The organism is Janthinobacterium sp. CG3, from assembly GCF_000344615.1.
GTDB lineage: Bacteria > Pseudomonadota > Gammaproteobacteria > Burkholderiales > Burkholderiaceae_D > Janthinobacterium.
In genome coordinates, this window is the sequence record NZ_KB467824.1 from 3443689 (window position 1) to 3460783 (window position 17095).

Annotated in this window: 17 protein-coding genes; 9 read left to right on the forward strand and 8 right to left on the reverse strand. The window is 63.2% G+C overall.

The genetic code is table 11. The annotated features are described in order from the left end of the window. Window positions 1-4 precede the first annotated feature (4 nt). From JANGC3_RS0115090 to mpl, 3 genes are read right to left on the reverse strand one after another with little or no spacing between them, the layout of a single operon-like run. Entirely contained in the window at window positions 5-601 is a 597-nt protein-coding gene (locus tag JANGC3_RS0115090) for a chorismate--pyruvate lyase family protein (RefSeq protein WP_017877325.1), read from the reverse strand. After that, window positions 598-1179: a YqiA/YcfP family alpha/beta fold hydrolase gene (locus JANGC3_RS0115095; RefSeq protein WP_017877326.1), complete on the reverse strand. Its 582-nt coding sequence runs from the start codon at window positions 1177-1179 to the stop codon at window positions 598-600. Before JANGC3_RS0115095 ends, JANGC3_RS0115090 begins: the two co-directional genes overlap by 4 nt. Beyond that, a complete protein-coding gene (gene mpl, locus JANGC3_RS0115100) occupies window positions 1176-2546 on the reverse strand; it encodes a UDP-N-acetylmuramate:L-alanyl-gamma-D-glutamyl-meso-diaminopimelate ligase (protein WP_081611875.1) in 1371 nt (456 codons plus the stop codon). The genes JANGC3_RS0115095 and mpl overlap by 4 nt, the downstream gene beginning before the upstream one ends. A gap of 141 nt (window positions 2547-2687) precedes the next feature. On the opposite strand from mpl, the gene JANGC3_RS0115105 reads away from it, so the two are divergent. The 8 genes from JANGC3_RS0115105 (at window position 2688) to JANGC3_RS0115140 (ending at window position 9859) form a co-directional block, all read left to right on the forward strand. Continuing rightward, complete coding sequence (locus tag JANGC3_RS0115105) at window positions 2688-3305, forward strand: hypothetical protein (RefSeq protein ID WP_017877328.1); 618 nt, start codon at window positions 2688-2690, stop codon at window positions 3303-3305. Window positions 3306-3504: 199 nt separating this feature from the next. Further along, window positions 3505-4050 carry a TlpA family protein disulfide reductase gene (locus tag JANGC3_RS0115110; protein ID WP_017877329.1) on the forward strand — a complete coding sequence of 182 codons (546 nt, stop codon included), beginning with the start codon at window positions 3505-3507 and terminating at the stop codon, window positions 4048-4050. A gap of 84 nt (window positions 4051-4134) precedes the next feature. Continuing rightward, window positions 4135-4572 carry a type II 3-dehydroquinate dehydratase gene (aroQ, locus tag JANGC3_RS0115115; RefSeq protein WP_026133012.1) on the forward strand — a complete coding sequence of 146 codons (438 nt, stop codon included), beginning with the start codon at window positions 4135-4137 and terminating at the stop codon, window positions 4570-4572. A gap of 90 nt (window positions 4573-4662) precedes the next feature. Beyond that, on the forward strand, window positions 4663-5130 hold the full coding sequence (gene accB / locus JANGC3_RS0115120; protein ID WP_017877331.1) for an acetyl-CoA carboxylase biotin carboxyl carrier protein: 468 nt from the start codon (window positions 4663-4665) through the stop codon (window positions 5128-5130). Window positions 5131-5221: 91 nt separating this feature from the next. Then, window positions 5222-6637: an acetyl-CoA carboxylase biotin carboxylase subunit gene (gene accC / locus JANGC3_RS0115125; protein WP_026133013.1), complete on the forward strand. Its 1416-nt coding sequence runs from the start codon at window positions 5222-5224 to the stop codon at window positions 6635-6637. Beyond that, window positions 6634-7581, forward strand: coding sequence for a 50S ribosomal protein L11 methyltransferase (gene prmA, locus JANGC3_RS0115130; RefSeq protein WP_017877333.1), 948 nt, complete (start codon window positions 6634-6636; stop codon window positions 7579-7581). Before accC ends, prmA begins: the two co-directional genes overlap by 4 nt. 8 nt (window positions 7582-7589) lie before the next feature. Continuing rightward, window positions 7590-8912, forward strand: coding sequence for a DUF3426 domain-containing protein (locus JANGC3_RS0115135; RefSeq protein ID WP_081611876.1), 1323 nt, complete (start codon window positions 7590-7592; stop codon window positions 8910-8912). A gap of 8 nt (window positions 8913-8920) precedes the next feature. After that, complete coding sequence (locus JANGC3_RS0115140) at window positions 8921-9859, forward strand: carbohydrate kinase family protein (RefSeq protein ID WP_017877335.1); 939 nt, start codon at window positions 8921-8923, stop codon at window positions 9857-9859. Window positions 9860-9973: 114 nt separating this feature from the next. Here JANGC3_RS0115140 and JANGC3_RS0115145 read toward each other — a convergent pair whose 3' ends face one another. Together JANGC3_RS0115145 and JANGC3_RS0115150 are read right to left on the reverse strand one after the other, a co-directional pair. Beyond that, a complete protein-coding gene (locus tag JANGC3_RS0115145; RefSeq protein ID WP_017877336.1) occupies window positions 9974-10282 on the reverse strand; it encodes a DUF167 domain-containing protein in 309 nt (102 codons plus the stop codon). Beyond that, entirely contained in the window at window positions 10279-10734 is a 456-nt protein-coding gene (locus JANGC3_RS0115150; protein WP_017877337.1) for a YggT family protein, read from the reverse strand. The genes JANGC3_RS0115145 and JANGC3_RS0115150 overlap by 4 nt, the downstream gene beginning before the upstream one ends. An 886-nt stretch (window positions 10735-11620) precedes the next feature. Between JANGC3_RS0115150 and JANGC3_RS33290 the strand changes: the two genes are divergently transcribed. Next, on the forward strand, window positions 11621-12124 hold the full coding sequence (locus JANGC3_RS33290) for a hypothetical protein (protein ID WP_198292028.1): 504 nt from the start codon (window positions 11621-11623) through the stop codon (window positions 12122-12124). 264 nt (window positions 12125-12388) lie between these two features. On the opposite strand, the gene JANGC3_RS0115165 is transcribed toward JANGC3_RS33290, so the two are convergent. The 3 genes from JANGC3_RS0115165 to JANGC3_RS0115175 all read right to left on the reverse strand — a co-directional run bounded on the left by JANGC3_RS0115165 (window position 12389) and on the right by JANGC3_RS0115175 (window position 17087). Then, window positions 12389-12727 carry a hypothetical protein gene (locus JANGC3_RS0115165; RefSeq protein ID WP_017877339.1) on the reverse strand — a complete coding sequence of 113 codons (339 nt, stop codon included), beginning with the start codon at window positions 12725-12727 and terminating at the stop codon, window positions 12389-12391. Window positions 12728-12848: 121 nt separating this feature from the next. Next, the gene (locus tag JANGC3_RS0115170) at window positions 12849-13997 is read right to left on the reverse strand and encodes a ribonucleotide-diphosphate reductase subunit beta (protein WP_026133015.1); all 1149 of its coding nucleotides are present in this window, start codon (window positions 13995-13997) and stop codon (window positions 12849-12851) included. A gap of 144 nt (window positions 13998-14141) precedes the next feature. After that, entirely contained in the window at window positions 14142-17087 is a 2946-nt protein-coding gene (locus tag JANGC3_RS0115175) for a ribonucleoside-diphosphate reductase subunit alpha (RefSeq protein WP_026133016.1), read from the reverse strand. Between the last annotated feature and the right edge of the window lie 8 nt (window positions 17088-17095).

Here is a 17095-nt window from a genome sequence, read left to right on the forward strand (position 1 = left end):
GTTCTTATAGTCTGTTTATTAATGTTTCGGTTGCAACAGGGTGCGCCAACGCCAATACCGTCGGCAGAAACACCTCTGTCACCAGCAGCAATCCTTGGCGGCGCTGGTACAGGCAGCGCCGCGCGTACAAAATCCGCTCGTCGTGGCCGGCCGGCCCCAGCGCGGCCAGCGCGCGCCGCGCCAGCGGATGCCCGGCGCGCAGGCGGGCGAATTCCAACGGCCCGCGCCGCACCTTGCGGTCGCCGAACAGCGTGGTGCCCAGCGAGCGCTCGCCCAGCGCGCTGAACAGCGGCCAGTCCGACGCCGTCGCCGACATCGGCACCACGGTATGGCCGAACACCACCGGCGTATTATCACACCTGAGCAGCACTTCGCGCTCCCACACCCGCCCGGGCCGGTGCAAACCGATCGCCGCGGCCTCGTCCGACAGGCAGCGCGCGGTCAACTGGTGCAGGCACTGGACGCGGAAGCTGCCGCTGTGCGCGCGCAACTTGGCCGTCAGCGAGCCGCCGCCGACAAGCCAGTGGCGCAGCGCCGGCGGCGCGTTGACGGCGTTGATGTGGCGCTGCCATTCGGTCTGCCGGAGCGAACCGCCGCTCACCGCGCGCCGTCCGCGACGCCGCAAAACGCCAGCACCGGCGCCAGGTAATCGGCGAACTCGGCGATGCCGTGGTCGCTGCCCTGGATCACCTGCTGGCGCGCGCCGGCGTAGTGCGCCACCATGTCGCGGTAGTCCAGCACCGCGTCGCCGGTGGCGGCGATCAGGAAATACCGTTGCGGCTCGGTAATGCGCGGCACCGCCAGCGCGCGCAGCTCGTCGATATACTCGCGTTTGAACTCGAACGGCGCGTCGGAATGGAATTGGGTGGTGACGCCGACGTGTTTGTCGAGGTCTTGCAGCGGCTTGATGGCGGGGTTCAGCAACACCGCGCGGCAAGCCAGGCGCTCCGCCAGCCAGGTCGCGTAATAGCCGCCCAGCGACGAACCGACGATGCATAACTCGTCAGCCGGCACCGCCGCGGCCAGCGCCAGCGCCAGCTCGATGGCCAGCTTCGGCGAGGCCGGCAACTGCGGGCAGCGCCACTGCGCGGACAGCCCCAGCGCGTCCATGCGCCCGGCCATTAGGCGCGCCTTCATCGACAGCGGCGAGGAACGGAATCCGTGCAGGTACAAAATCATTGCGCCAGCGCCTCCAGCAACTTCTGGTGCACGCCGCCGAAGCCGCCGTTGCTCATCACAATGATCTGGTCGCCGGGACGCGCGGCGCCGGCCACGGCCGCCACCAGCGCGTCGATCTGCTCGAAACTGCTGGCGCGCGCGCCCAGCGGCGCCAACGCGTCGCCCAGGCTCCAGCCCAGCGCCTCGGGGCTGCCGAAACCGAATACCAGGTCGGCGTCGACCAGGCTGCCCGGCAAGGCGTCCTTCATCGCCCCCAGCTTCATGGTGTTCGAGCGTGGTTCCAGCACCGCCAAAATGCGGCCCTTGGCGCCGATCTTCTGGCGCAATCCGCCCACGGTGGTGGCGATGGCCGTCGGATGGTGGGCGAAATCGTCGAACACGGTAATGTCGTTGACCACGCCGCGCACTTCCATGCGCCGCTTGACGTTTTCAAACCTGGCCAGCGACTGCGCCGCCTGGGCGGTCGGCACGCCGACGTGGCGCGCGGCGGCGATGGCTGCCAGCGCGTTGCAACGGTTGTGCCTGCCCGTCAGTTGCCACTCGACCCTGCCGGCGACCTTGCCCTGGAACAGCACGTCGAAACTGCCGTCGTCGTGCTCGTTCATGGCCCAGTCCTTGTCGTCGCCGTGGCCGAAGCTTTCCTTTTCGCTCCAGCAACCGCGCTGCAACACCCGGCCCAGCGCCGCCTCGTCGCCGTTGAAGACGATCCGGCCGATGCCCGGCACGGTGCGCGCCAAGTGGTGGAATTGCGTCTCGATCGCGTGCAGGTCGGGGAAGATATCGGCGTGATCGTATTCGAGGTTGTTCATGACCGCGGTTTTCGCGTGGTAGTGGACGAACTTGCTGCGCTTGTCGAAGAAGGCCGTGTCGTACTCGTCCGCTTCGATAACGAAGAAGTCCGAATCGACGCCCTTGCCCGACAAACGCGCCGAAATGCCGAAGTTCATCGGCACGCCGCCGATCAGGAAACCGGGCGCGTAACCGGCGTCCTCGAGAATCCAGGTCAGCATGGCCGACGTCGTCGTCTTGCCGTGCGTGCCGGCCACGGCCAGCACCCACTTGTTGCGTAAGATATGTTCGCCGATCCACTGCGGCCCGGACACATAGGGCAGGCTGCGGTTCAGAATCTCCTCGACCAGCGCATTGCCGCGCGACACCACGTTACCGATCACGTACAGATCGGGCGCAAGCTTGGTCTGTTCCGGGCTGAAACCCTGGATCAACTCGATGCCCTGGGCTTCCAGCTGGGTGCTCATCGGCGGGTAAACGTTGGCGTCGCAGCCGGTGACGCGGTGGCCGGCTTCCTTGGCCAGCACTGCGAGGCCGCCCATAAAGGTGCCGCAGATGCCGAGAATATGAATATGCATGTTGAGAGGCTTGCGCTGGCGAATGTGTAAGTGTGAGATTTTACCTGAGAAGGCGGCCGCCCCCGCGTCAAAGTACAACTTGCCAACTGCGCCACGCCACCCCGCCGCTACCGTTTCGCGGTTCGGGGTATCATCGTCTGCATGACAAACGCTTACGACGACGCCCAAGGGCTGCGCAACGAAATTGCCGCCGCCGCCGCGCGCCTGGTCGCCCAGGACGGCGCCGACTACAGCACCGCGAAACGCAAGGCGGCGCGGCAACTGCTCGGCGATACCCCGTCCGTCGCCAATTTCCTGCCCGACAACGCGCAGATTGAAAACGAGGTACGGCTGTATAACGCGCTGTTTCTCGCCGATACGCAACCGGCGCGGCTGTTCCAGCTACGCACCATTGCCTTGCAGGTGATGGAGGCGCTGGAGCGCTTCCACCCCTATCTGACCGGCGCGGTGTTCAACGGCACCGCCGGGCCGCACGCGGAAATTTACTTGCAGTTGTTCGCCGACAGCGCCAAGGACGTGCAGATTTTTCTGCTGGGTAAGAACGTGAATATCGACATTTCCGAAACCCCGCACTTCAAGGGGCCGCGCTTTGACCCGGTTGAAACCGTCAGTTTCCTGTGGAACAAGGAGGGCGTGCACGCGGCCTTGTACGAACTCGACGACCTGCGCGGCGCCCTGAAAGCCAAGGCCGTGCGCACCGACGCGGCCGGCTTGCGGGCGCTGCTGTTGGCAAGCACGCAAAACCCCGCCGCCGGGTAGCCGGCTTGGCCGCGCGCTTCGTCTTGCGCCGCTATATATATATGTATATCTATATGCGGCGCGTTGAAATAGTCAAAACCCCCCATCCATCGGCTGAAACCGGTATGGAGTGATCCCGGGTATTCGTCGGCCCGAGCAGCACCCGCGCGCATTTCCTGTACAGTGTCGGTTGTTTAATACCTTTTTCCAGTGAATTGCCATGGCAAAGAAGAACTTCGCTACCTACGCCCTCGTCGCCCTGCTGTTTGGCGGCATGGGCGCCTACGTCGCCGTTACCAGCAATAAAGCCGAGCCGCTGCCGGCCGCCGCCGCGCCAAGCGTCAACGGTCCGGTGCAGGCTTTGTTCGCGCAGTCGCTGCCCGACGCCGCGGGCAAGGGGCAAGCCCTGTCGCAGTGGAAGGGCAAGGCGATGGTGGTGAATTTCTGGGCGCCGTGGTGCGCCCCTTGTGTTGAGGAAATGCCGGAACTGTCGGCGCTGCAGCAGGAGATGTCCGGCAAAAACGTACAAGTCATCGGCATTGGCATTGATTCGCCCGGCAACATCGCGCAATTTGCCGAAAAAGTGAAGATTTCCTATCCGGTGTACGTGGCCGGCATGGGCGGCACCGACTTGTCGCGCCAGTTTGGCAATACTGCCGGCGGCTTGCCCTACACGGTCCTGATCGGCGCCGACGGACAGGTCAAGAAGACCTATCTGGGCCGCTTGAAGTTTGAACAATTGCGTGCCGACCTGGCTACACTCTAATTATTTCGACAATATATTTTCTCTTGCCAAGGCACCCCTTTGGCGGCAAAATGCGGAACTTTCGCGAAAAATGGTCTCTAATACATGGCAAAAAACCTCCTTCTGCTGAACGGTCCCAACTTGAATTTATTGGGGACGCGCGAGCCAGAGGTCTACGGCGCGAGCACTTTGGCCGACGTCGAGCAAGCCGCGCAGGCCCAGGCCAGGGCGGCCGGCGCGCAGCTTTCTTGCTTTCAAAGCAACCACGAGGGTGCCTTGATCGACCGCATCCACGCCGCCAAGACCGAGGGCGTGGACGCCATCGTCATCAATCCGGGCGGGCTCACGCACACCAGCGTGGCCTTGCGCGACGCCTTGGCGGGGGTGGCCATTCCGTTCGTGGAAGTGCATATTTCGAATGTTCATCAGCGCGAAGCATTTCGCCACCACTCTTTTCTCAGCGCGATCGCGCAGGGCGTGATCTGCGGCCTCGGTATCGATGGATATCGCTTTGCCATCGACTTTGCGCTTAAAACACGTTAATCTACGCGATCTGCACGCAATTATCGCGGGATGCTTCTGAGCAATAGCACCGCATTACTCTTATAACAATATAATTCCAAGGGGTTTTACATGGATTTACGAAAACTGAAGACCTTGATCGACCTGGTCGCCGAGTCGGATATCGCCGAGCTGGAAGTGACCGAAGGCGAGAGCAAGGTCCGCATCGTCAAGTCGTCCGCCATGCCGCAAAACCAAGTTGTCATGATGCAGCCGCAAGGCATGCAGCAGCAGTACCAGCAAGCCGGCGCGCCGATGGGCGCGGCGCCGACCGCTGCGGCGCCTATCGCCGCCGTCGAGCCGACCGGTTACGTGGTCAAGTCGCCTATGGTCGGCACCTTCTACCGCTCGTCGGCCCCGGGCACCCCGGCCTTCGTCGAAATCGGCAGCACCGTCAAGGAAGGCGACACCCTGTGCATCATCGAGGCGATGAAGCTGTTGAATGAAATCGACTCGGACGCAGCCGGTGTCGTGACCCAGATTCTGGTCGAGAACGGCCAGCCGGTCGAATTCGGCCAACCCCTGTTTGTGATCGGCTAACAGCCAGCTAGGCGGCCGCTCCGGCCGCCCGCAGCGCCCTTCACTTGCCGCCGGCCTGCCCGGCTCTCACAGACATACGCGAAACCTACCCATGTTTGAAAAAATCCTTATTGCCAACCGGGGTGAAATTGCCCTCCGTATTCAGCGCGCTTGCCGCGAAATGGGCATCAAGACGGTTGTGGTCCATTCCGAAGCCGACAAGGACGCGAAATACGTCAAGTTGGCCGACGAATCCGTTTGCATCGGACCGGCACCCTCCAGCCTGAGCTACCTGAACATGCCAGCCATTATCAGCGCGGCGGAAGTGACGGACGCCGAGGCGATCCATCCGGGTTACGGCTTCCTGTCGGAAAACGCCGACTTCGCCGAACGCGTCGAAAAATCCGGTTTCGTCTTCATCGGACCGCGCTCGGAATCGATCCGTCTGATGGGCGACAAGGTCTCGGCCAAGCAAACCATGATCAAGGCGGGCGTGCCCTGCGTGCCCGGCTCCGAAGGCGCGCTGCCGGACGATCCGAAAATCATCATCCAAACCGCGCGCAAGGTCGGCTATCCGGTCATCATCAAGGCGGCCGGCGGCGGCGGCGGGCGCGGCATGCGCGTCGTCCACACCGAGGCGGCCCTGCTGAACGCGGTGGCAATGACCAAGGCCGAGGCCGCCACGGCTTTCGGCAACCCCGAAGTGTATATGGAGAAGTACCTGGAAAATCCGCGCCACGTGGAAATCCAGATCCTCGCCGATGAATTCAAGAACGCCGTCTGGCTGGGCGAACGCGACTGCTCGATGCAGCGCCGCCACCAGAAGGTCATCGAGGAGGCGCCAGCGCCGGGCATCCCGCGCAAGCTGATCGAAAAAATCGGCGACCGCTGCGCCGAGGCTTGCCGCAAGATCGGCTACCGCGGCGCCGGCACCTTCGAGTTCCTGTACGAAAACGGCGAGTTCTATTTCATCGAGATGAACACGCGCGTGCAGGTCGAGCATCCGGTCACCGAGATGATCACCGGCATCGACATCGTGCAGGAACAGATCCGCATCGCCGCCGGCGAGAAGCTGCGCTTCCGCCAGCGCGACGTGATGCTGTCCGGCCACGCCATCGAATGCCGCATCAACGCCGAAGACCCGTTCAAGTTCACGCCGTCGCCGGGCAAGATCATTTCCTGGCATACGCCGGGCGGTCCCGGCATCCGTGTCGACTCGCACGCCTACGCCGGCTACTACGTGCCGCCGCACTACGATTCGATGATCGGCAAGGTCATCGCCTACGGTGCCACGCGCGAGCAAGCCATCCGCCGCATGCAGATCGCGCTGTCGGAAATGGTCGTCGAGGGTATTTCGACCAACATCGCGCTGCACCGCGAACTGATGATCGACGCGCGCTTCATGGAAGGCGGCACCAACATCCATTATCTGGAACAGAAACTGGCGGACATGCCGGACTTGTCCAAGGGCGCCGCCAAGGTCGGCCCTGGCATCGCCAACAAGTTGGACGTCAAGGTACAAGCATGAGCTGGACAGAAATCGTCATCGAAATAGCGCGCGACAACGCCGAGGCCCTGTCGGACGCCTTGATGGAAGCGGGCGCCCTGTCGGTGTCGGTGGAAGACGCCGACGAGGGCACCGACGCCGAGCAGCCGCTGTTCGGCGAACCGGGCATGGAGCCGGAAGAGGCGGCATGGGAACACAGCCGCGTGGTGGCCCTGACCGACGTCGACGCCGACCAGAGCGCCATCGTGGCGGCCGCGGCCAAGGCGATCCGCCTGAAAACCGCGCCGGCGTTCACGCTGCGCGCGGTGGCCGAGCAGGACTGGGTGCGGCTGACGCAGTCGCAGTTCGCGCCCATCCACATCGGCAAGAACATCTGGGTCGTGCCGAGCTGGCACGAGGCGCCGGACCCGGAAGGCCTGATCCTGGAGCTGGACCCGGGCCTGGCCTTCGGCACCGGCAGCCATCCGACCACCCGCCTGTGCATGGAATGGCTGGAAGCCAATCCGGCGCCCGGCAAGACCGTGCTCGACTACGGTTGCGGCTCGGGGATTCTGGCGATGGTGGCCAAGAAGCTCGATTCGGGCGTCGTCACCGGCGTCGACATCGACCCGCAAGCGATCGAATCGGCGCGCGACAACGCCTTGCGCAACAAGTGCGACATCGAATACTTCCTGCCGGACACGTTCGCCAAGTCGGCGCACGCCGGGCAGCGTTTTGACACCGTCGTGGCGAATATCTTGTCGAGCCCGTTGAAGGTGATGGCGCCGATGCTGTCCGGCCGCGTCGCCGACGGCGGCGCCCTGATCCTGTCGGGCGTGCTGGCGCGCCAGGCCAACGAAGTGATCGACGCCTACGCGCCGTTTATCAAGTTGGGCGTGTGGGCCGAGCAAGACGGCTGGGTTGCCCTGCATGGCCGCCTCGGCAGCGATGCGGCGCCGCTGGCGCGCGTCAAAGAAGGCGCGTAACCACCGCAATGGCGCTCGCCACCAAATGCCCCCATTGCAACACACTGTTTCGGGTCGCTGCCGACCAGTTGAAGTTGCGTGGGGGCATTGTGCGCTGCGGCTCCTGCAATGAAGTATTCGACGGCAACGCCGCCCTGCACGACCCGGCTGCGCTGCCGCCGCTGGCGGCACACGCCGCCCCGCCCCCTGCCCATGCTGTTGCCGAGCGTTCCGCCGGCCAAGCCGCGTCCGCGGCCGAGGAGCAGCCCTACGCGCTCGACTTCGATACCTCCTTCGACCCGTATGGCCTGTTGCCCGAATACGCCCAGCTGAAACCGCTGCAGCCGGAGGAGTTGACGTTGGGGCCGCAGTGGGAGGCGGAGCTGGAGTCCGAGTTGCAGCCCGCGCCCGACGACGCATTGGCGTCGGATCTGCATGCAGCCGACGAGCCGGCACGCCAGCAATTGGTCGAGTCCGAACTTGAACCTGAGCCAGAGCCCGCATTCGAAACCGCGCCTGAGCCAGAGTCCGACATCGAGCCTTCCCTTGACGACGAATCAACGGCCGCGTTGCCAGCGGAGTCCGCGGCCGACGCGGAACGCCGGCGCGGCCAGGACGCGCCCCCGTCTTTGCTGCTACGCCGTTCCAACGACGGCCGGCGCGAACCCTCGTTCGAGGCGCCGGGCGACGACGCCGAGCCGCCACCAGCCAGCATTGCGGCGGACCAGGACGCGCCCATAACGCCCGCCGAAGACGCCATGGCAAGCGACGACAAAGCCGACCTCGAACAGTTGCCCGAGCACGAAGACGAAGACGAGGATACCGGCGAAGACGAGCCGGGCTTCGTCAAGCAAGGCCGCCGGCGCCAGCGCGCCGGCAAGATGCTGCGCACGCTGATGGCGGCCGGTTCGCTGGTGCTGCTGCTCACGCTGCTGGCGCAAGGCGCGACCACCTTCCGCAATCAATTGGCGGCCCAGGTGCCGCAGCTAAAACCGGCGCTGGTGTCGCTGTGCGCCGCGGTGGGATGCCGCGTCGAGCTGCCGGCGCAGATCGACCTGTTGTCGATCGAACCTGGCGAACTGCAAAGCCTGGCCGAGCGGACCTTCTCCTACGCAACCGTGCTACGCAATACCAGCGGCGGCGCGCAAGCTTGGCCCTATCTGGAGTTGACGCTGGACGACGCCAGCGACAAGGCGGTGCTGCGCCGCGTGATTGCGCCGCGCGACTACCTGCCGCAGTCTATCAATCTCAGCAAGGGATTTCCCCCGCGCTCGGAACAAGCCGTTAAACTCTACGTTGAATTGGCCCAGTTGAAGGCATCTGGCTATCACATCGCAATTTTCTATCCATAGACACTATCATGACCAAGACCTCCCTGATCTGCGGATCACTCGCCATCGACACCATCATGCAATTTAGCGGCCGTTTCGGCGAATCCCTGCTGGCGGACCAACTGCACAAGGTCAATGTATCCTTCCTCGTGCCGACCCTGCGCACCGAGTTCGGCGGCTGCTCCGGCAACATCGCCTACAACCTGAAAATGCTGGGCGGCGAGCCGCGCATCATCGGCGTGATGGGCCAGGATTGCGGGCCCTACCTGGAACGCCTGCAAAAACTCGGCATCTCCACCGAAAACATCATGATCAAGGCCGACAGCTACAACGCCCAGTGCTTCGTCACGGCCGACGCCGACAACAACCAGATCAACGCCTTCCACCCGGGCGCGATGTCGTTCGCGCATGAAAACAATGTCGCCAAAGCCGGCCCGGCGCGGGTCGCGATCATTTCGCCGGACGGCCACGAAGGCATGCTCAAGCACGCGCAAGACTTGGCCGACATCGGCATCCCGATCATGTTCGATCCGGGCCAGCAACTGCCGATGTTCAACACCGAGCAATTGATCGACTTCATCGACAAAGCCACCTACGTCACCGCCAACGACTACGAAATCGAAATGTTGATGGAGCGCACCGGCCTGACCATCCAAGACATGGCCAGCCGCCTGGAAGCGCTGATCGTCACGCGTGGCGAACAAGGTTCCGAAATTTACACCGACGGCAAGCGCATCGACATCCCGGCGGTGGCGGCCGACGCGGTGCTGGACCCGACCGGCTGCGGCGACGCCTACCGCGCCGGCCTGCTGTTCGGCATCACCAACGACCTGAACTGGGAAACCAGCGGCCGCCTGGCCAGTCTGATGGGCTCGATCAAAATCGCCCACCAGGGCGCGCAAAACCACAAGCTGACGGCGAGCGAAATCGGCGACCGCTTCGAAGCGGCGTTCGGCTACCGCTATTAATGAACCAAGGCGCGCCGCTTGCGCCATGTACACCACCGGCGAAGCGCCGGGGTCAGCCCTTAAGGTCTGACCCCGGGGTTACGCCATTGGTTTAAAGAGACTTGCCGCGCGCCTTCAAGTAGCGGCAACACCCATCAAGCGCGCCACCACCTCCGGCGTCAGCTTGGCCGATACAATCTCCAGCAATTTGCGTTTATTGGTCTGCCCGTGGGTCAGTGTGATGGCGCTCCCGGGCACGGCCAGCGTAGCGGCCAGGTAGCGGATCAAGGCCTCGTTGGCCTTGCCTTCAATCGGCTGCGCGTGCAGCTTCAGCTTGAGAGCGTCATCGAGCACGCCGATGACCTCGGTTTTCTTGGCGTTCGCCGTGATCTGCACGGCCAGACGGACGCCGCCCGGCAGCGCCGAACACCAAGCTTTACTCATCGACTACCAAATAACATGCCGACCAGCAGTTGCGCGACCTGCAGCAGGATCAGCGCGACCAGCAACGACAAGTCCAAACTGCCAAACAAGGGCACCACCCGGCGCACGGGACGCAGCAGCGGCTCGTTCAAGGCCCGCACAAACGGCGCCAGCGGCGCATGCGGATTAATCCAGCTAAACACTGCCTCGATTATTAGCAGGGCCATGAAGCCGTACAGAATCCATTGCAGGAAACGCTGCAAAGCCATCAAGAGGATGGTTTGGAACGGCATGCCGGCGATCAGCCACAGCGACGTGGCCAACAGCACGACCAGGAAGGCGCCGATCAGGCTAGCCCAATCGTAACCACCGACGCCGGGCACAATCCGGCGCAACGGGCGCACCAGCCAATCGGACAGTTGAAAGGTGAATTGCGCGACCGTCGATGGCGGTCGTACCCGGACCGCCTGCATCCAAAACCGCAACAACAAAACGCCACCCAACACGCTGGCAACCGTATCAACGATCAACGTAAGAATACTAAGCACGACGATTCTCCAAAAAAAACCGCTGTGTGATTGATTCACACAGCGGCGTATTGCCTCATCAAGGCACCCAAGCGAACTGGGTTACGACGGGCGAGTGCTGGTAGGAAACGGCCAGGCTGCTGCCGGTGCCAACACTGTTTTTGCTGCTGGCGCTACCACCGCTGCCGGTTTGGCGACGGCGGCCTTCTTCGGCGCTGCGGCCTTCTTCGGCTTGGCTGCCGCTTTTTTCGCGGCTGGCTTCGCTTCGACTGGCGCTACGGCCGCTACCGGCGCCGCTGCAAGTGGCGCTGGCGCTGGAGCCGCTGGCTTGGCTGCTGCTTTGGCCGCAGGTTTAGCTGCCGCTTTGGCCGCTGGCTTGGCTTCTGCTTTGGCCGCTGGCTTCGCTGTCGCTTTCGGCGCTGGCTTGGCAGCGACAGTAGCCGCTGGTTTCGCTGCTGCTTTAGGCGCTGGCTTCGCTACCGGTTTGGCCGCTGGCTTCGCGGCCGCTTTGGCCGCTGGCTTCGCTACCGCTTTTGCCGCTGGCTTAGCCGCTGCTTTGGCCGCTGGCTTCGCTGCGGCTTTAGGCGCTGGCTTCGCTGCTACTTTGGCCGCTGGCTTGGCTGCCGCTTTAGGCGCTGGTTTGGCTGCTACTTTGGCCGCTGGCTTGGCTGCCGCTTTAGGCGCTGGCTTGGCTGCCGCTTTGGCCGCTGGCTTGGCTGCCGCTTTGGCCGCTGGCTTGGCTGTCGCTTTGGCCGCTGGCTTGGCTACCGCTTTGGCCGCTGGCTTGGCTGCCGCTTTGGCCGCTGGCTTGGCTACCGCTTTGGCCGCTGGCTTGGCTACCGCTTTGGCCGCTGGCTTGGCTGCCGCTTTGGCCGCTGGCTTGGCTACCGCTTTGGCCGCTGGCTTGGCTGCTGCTTTGGCCGCTGGCTTTGCTGCTGCTTTGGCCGCTGGCTTTGCTGCTGCTTTGGCCGCTGGTTTGGCCGCTGGCTTGGCTGCTGCTTTGGCCGCTGGCTTGGCTACTGCTTTGGCCGCTGGCTTGGCTACCGCTTTGGCCGCTGGTTTGGCTGCCGCTTTGGCCGCTGGTTTGGCTGCCGCTTTGGCCGCCGGCTTGGCTGCAGCTTTTGCCACTGGTTTGGCGACTGCTTTGACTACTGCTTTCGCGGCTGGCTTAGCGGCGGCCTTGGCTACTGGCTTCGCTACTGCTTTCGCGACTGGTTTTGCGGCCACTGCCTTAACTGCTGCTACCGGCTTTTTAACGACGGGAGCTGCCTTGGCGGCTGGTTTCTTTGTTGCTGGTTTCTTAGCGGCTGTTGCCATTTGTCTCTCCTTCATCTGAGATGAGAAATTTACGCTACAAGATTAAAACCCGTCCAACCCATCATATTGGGCCAGGCGAATTATTCATCGGCACAAACAACAGGTTTGCGCTAATGAATTCGGCACCAGCTGAACTGCTGCAACTCCTCACGTTTGCAGCACTTCAGCCATCGTCGGTGCCACCCTGCCCAATCTCGCAGCTGGTGGCAAAGTCTGGTGTGTTGCGTGCCCGCCGGGACGATTTTCGGTCGTCTTCAACGCGCCCGCAGCCACACCCCATTCTTCAAAACAAAAACCGCCATGCCTGAAAAAATTCAAGCATGGCGGCAGAAAAAAACGGTGTGGGCTTGTGCATATCCGTATGAATTTGTATCCCGATTTGCGATTTTTTGCGATGCCACGCGGCTGAAAAAACCGCGCATTCTAATGCTCGCATTTTCAATCTCATAAAGTACACGAAAACCTTGTCAATGCGCAACCAGCACAACACGTTTTCGTGGGCTTTTTTGCAGGATACGTGCGCTATTTCGCGGTAGCGCGCCAAATCGGCTTGCCACCCCTCGCGCGCGCCTGCCGGTTGGTACGCGAAGACGCGCGCGCGGGTCTTCGCCGAGGCCATCATTTCGGCGCAATTGATACCGGCGGTTCGGGCCGTGGATGGCGCGCCAGAGTAAGCTTGGCGCGCTTGGAACGCGCATAAAAAAACCCGCCAAGGCGGGTTTTTTCCACATCGGCAGAGGCTCTTATTCCCAGTTCAGGGCGCCACCGGTCTGGTATTCGATGACGCGGGTTTCGAAGAAGTTACGCTCTTTCTTCAAGTCGATCATTTCGCTCATCCACGGGAAGGGATTTTCTTCCTGGGCGAACATTTGCTCCAGGCCGATTTGCTGCGCGCGGCGGTTGGCGATGAAGCGCAGGTAACCCTTGAACATCGGCGCGTTCAGACCCAGCACGCCGCGCGGCATGGTGTCTTCGGCGTAGGCGTATTCCAGGTCGACGGCCTTGAGGAACAGGCCCTTGATCTCTTCGCGGAATTCGGCAGTCCACAACAGCGGGTTTTCCATCTTGATCGTGTTGATCAAGTCGATACCGAAATTGCAATGCATCGATTCGTCGCGCAGAATGTACTGGTACTGTTCGGCCGCGCCCATCATCTTGTTCTGGCGGCCCAGCGCCAGGATCTGGGTGAAGCCGACGTAGAAGAACAGGCCTTCCATCAGGCAGGCGAAGACGATCAGCGAGCGCAGCAGCTTCTGGTCGTTTTCCACGGTGCCGGTGGTGAAGGCCGGGTCGGTCAGCGTGTTGATGAACGGGATCAGGAACTCGTCCTTGTCGCGGATCGACTTCACTTCGTTGTAGGCGTTGAAGATCTCCGCCTCGTCCAGGCCTAGCGACTCGACGATGTACTGGTAGGCGTGGGTGTGGATCGCCTCTTCAAAGGCCTGGCGCAGCAGGTACTGGCGGCATTCCGGCGCCGTGATGTGGCGGTAGGTGCCGAGCACGATGTTGTTGGCGGCCAGCGAGTCGGCGGTGACGAAGAAGCCCAGGTTGCGCTTGACCAGGCGACGCTCGTCGTCGGTCAGGCCGTTCGGGTTTTTCCACAGCTCGATGTCGCGCTGCATATTCACTTCCTGCGGCATCCAGTGGTTGGCGCAGCCGGCCAGGTATTTGTCCCAGGCCCACTTGTATTTGAACGGCACCAGCTGGTTGACGTCGGTTTTGCCGTTGATGATGCGTTTGTCGTCGGCATTGACGCGCTTGGCGACTGCCTCCGGCGCCGCTTCCGGCTCGGCCGCGGCGGCGCCCAGGTTCAGGCCGGTATCGGCCAACGGGGCCGGTTGCGGCTGGCGTGGCGCTGGCGCCGACGAAACTTCATCATCCCAAGACAACATGGTGTGTATTCCTTTATGTGCCGGCCAACAGCCGGCGGGTAATCTGTAAAAAGACCGCCCGGCGGGCCGGGTCGGGTCAAACTCAAGCGGATACTAGCGGGTACAAGCGGCCGGCGCGGCAAGGCCGCGGCGGCCGTCCAACGTTTACTGGCAGGCTTCGCACTCTTCAAAGCCGTCGTCGCCGGGACGCAGGTAGCACGCCTCGCCGTCCGCGTCGGCCGCGACCGCCGCGGCCGCCGTGACGGCCGGTGCCGCCGCCGCTTGTGCGGCCTGGGCGCTGGCGGACATGCCGCCGTCGACCGCCACCGCGTTCAGCGCGCCGGTCTTGGAGGTCGACTTCTCCATGTGCGTGGCGGCGATGGTGCGCAGGTAGTAGGTGGTCTTCAAGCCGCGCAACCATGCCAGCTTGTAGGTCTCGTCGAGCTTCTTGCCCGACGCGCCGGCCATGTAGATGTTCAGCGACTGGGCCTGGTCGATCCACTTCTGGCGACGCGACGCCGCTTCCACCAGCCAGGTCGGCGATACTTCGAAGGCGGTGGCGTAGAGCTCGCGCAGGTCTTGCGGGATGCGGTCGATCTTGGCCAGGCTGCCGTCGAAGTATTTCAGGTCGGAGATCATGACTTCATCCCACAGGTCGCGCGCCTTCAGGTCGCGCACCAGGTGGGCGTTGATCTCGGTGAACTCGCCCGACAGGTTCGATTTCACGTACAGGTTCTGGTAGGTCGGCTCGATGCAGGCCGACACGCCGATGATGTTCGAAATGGTGGCGGTCGGGGCGATCGCCACGCAGTTCGAGTTGCGCATGCCGAATTGCTTGATGCGCGAGCGCACCAGCGACCAGTCCATCGCCGACGAATTGTTCACTTCAAGGTAGCCGCCGCGCTCTTCGGCCAGCAGCGCCACCGAGTCCTGCGGCAGGATGCCGCGGTCCCACAGCGAACCCTTGTAGGAGCTGTAGTGGCCGCGCTCCTCGGCCAGGTCGGTCGAGGCCAGGTAGGCGTAGTAGCAGACCGCTTCCATCGAGGTGTCGGCGAAGGCGACGCAGGCGTCCGAGGCGAACGGCACGCGCATCATGTGCAGGCAATCCTGGAAACCCATGATGCCCATGCCGACCGGACGGTGCGCCATGTTCGAGGCGCGCGCCTTTTCAACCGCGTAGTAGTTGATGTCGATGACGTTGTCGAGCATGCGCATGGCGGTGCGCACGGTCTTTTGCAGCTTGACGTGGTCCAGCTTGCCCTCTTTCATGTGGGCCGGCAGGTTGACCGAACCCAGGTTGCAGACGGCGATTTCGCTTTCGTTGGTGTTGAGCGTGATTTCGGTGCACAGGTTCGAGCTGTGGACCACGCCGACGTGCGACTGCGGGCTGCGGATGTTGCAAGGGTCCTTGAAGGTGATCCAAGGATGGCCGGTCTCAAACAGCATCGACAGCATCTTGCGCCACAGGTCGAGCGCGGCGATCTTCTTGAATACGCGGATCTCGCCGGCGGCGGCGCGCGCCTCGTAGCCGTTGTAGGCCAGTTCGAAGGCCTTGCCGACCTTGTCGTGCAGGTCCGGCGCTTCGCTCGGCGAGAACAGGGTCCAGTCGCCCTTTTCCATCACGCGCTTCATGAACAGGTCGGGAATCCAGTTGGCGGTGTTCATGTCGTGGGTGCGGCGGCGGTCGTCGCCGGTGTTCTTGCGCAGGTCGAGGAATTCCTCGATGTCCATGTGCCAGGTTTCCAGGTAGGCGCAGACCGCGCCCTTGCGCTTGCCGCCCTGGTTGACCGCGACGGCGGTGTCGTTGACCACTTTCAGGAACGGCACGACGCCCTGCGATTTGCCGTTGGTGCCCTTGATGTGGGCGCCCAGCGCGCGCACCGGGGTCCAGTCGTTGCCCAGGCCGCCGGCGAACTTGGCCAGCAGCGCGTTTTCCTTGATGGCGTCGTAGATGCCTTCCAGGTCGTCCGAGACCGTGGTCAGGTAGCACGACGACAGCTGCGAGCGGCGGGTGCCCGAGTTGAACAGGGTCGGGGTCGAGCTCATGAAGTCGAACGAGGACAGCAGGCTGTAGAACTCGATGGCGCGCGCTTCGCGGTCCTTCTCGTTCAGGGCCAGGCCCATCGCCACGCGCATGTAGAACGCCTGCGGCATTTCAATGCGCACTTCGTTGATGTGCAGGAAGTAGCGGTCGTACAGCGTCTGCAGGCCGATGTAGCCGAATTGCAGGTCGCGGTCGGCGACCAGGGCCTTGGCCAGGCGCGCCAGGTCGTAGTCGGCCAGGCGCGGGTCGAGCAGCTCGGCGTCGATACCCTTGGCGATGTAGGCCGGGAAGTATTCAATGTAGTGGGCGGCGGCGCCGGCTTGCGGCACTTCCTTGCAGAACACTTCCTTGCGCACCGTGTGCAGCAGGATGCGCGCGGTGACCTGGCTGTAGGCCGGGTCTTTTTCCATCAGCGCGCGGGCGGCCAGGATGGCCGACTTGTGCAGCTCTTCGACGGGCACGCCGTCGTACAGGTTCTTCAGCGTCTCCGACAGGATCGCTTCGGCGTCGACGTGCTTTTCCAGGCCGACGCAGGCGGCGTTGATCAGGTCGCGCACCTGGTTCATGTCGAGCGGACGGCGCTCGCCGTTTTCGGTCACGTGCAACTGCGGCGCGGCGGCGGCGGACGCGCCGCCCTGCTGCGCTTCTTTTTGCAGGCGACGCTCTTCCATGTGCTTGGCGCGGTACAGCACGTAGGCGCGGGCCACGTCGTGTTCGCCCGAACGCATCAACGACAATTCCACCTGGTCTTGCACGTCTTCGATATGGAAGGTGCCGCCGCTAGGCTGGCGGCGCACCAACGCCGCGACCACGCCGTCGGTCAATTGCTCGACCAGTTCGCGCACGCGCGCCGAGGCCGCGCCCTGGCCGCCGTTAACGGCCAAAAACGCCTTGGTCATGGCGATAGCGATCTTCGACGGCTCAAACGCCACCACCGAACCGTTGCGACGGATGATGCGATAGTCGCCCAGGGCCGCGGCGGTCGGGCCGACGCTGTTGTTGGCCGAGGCCGGCACTGCTGCCGGAATTGCTGCCGGATGGATGGACATGTCTGAGGTTGATTGCATTGAAGCTC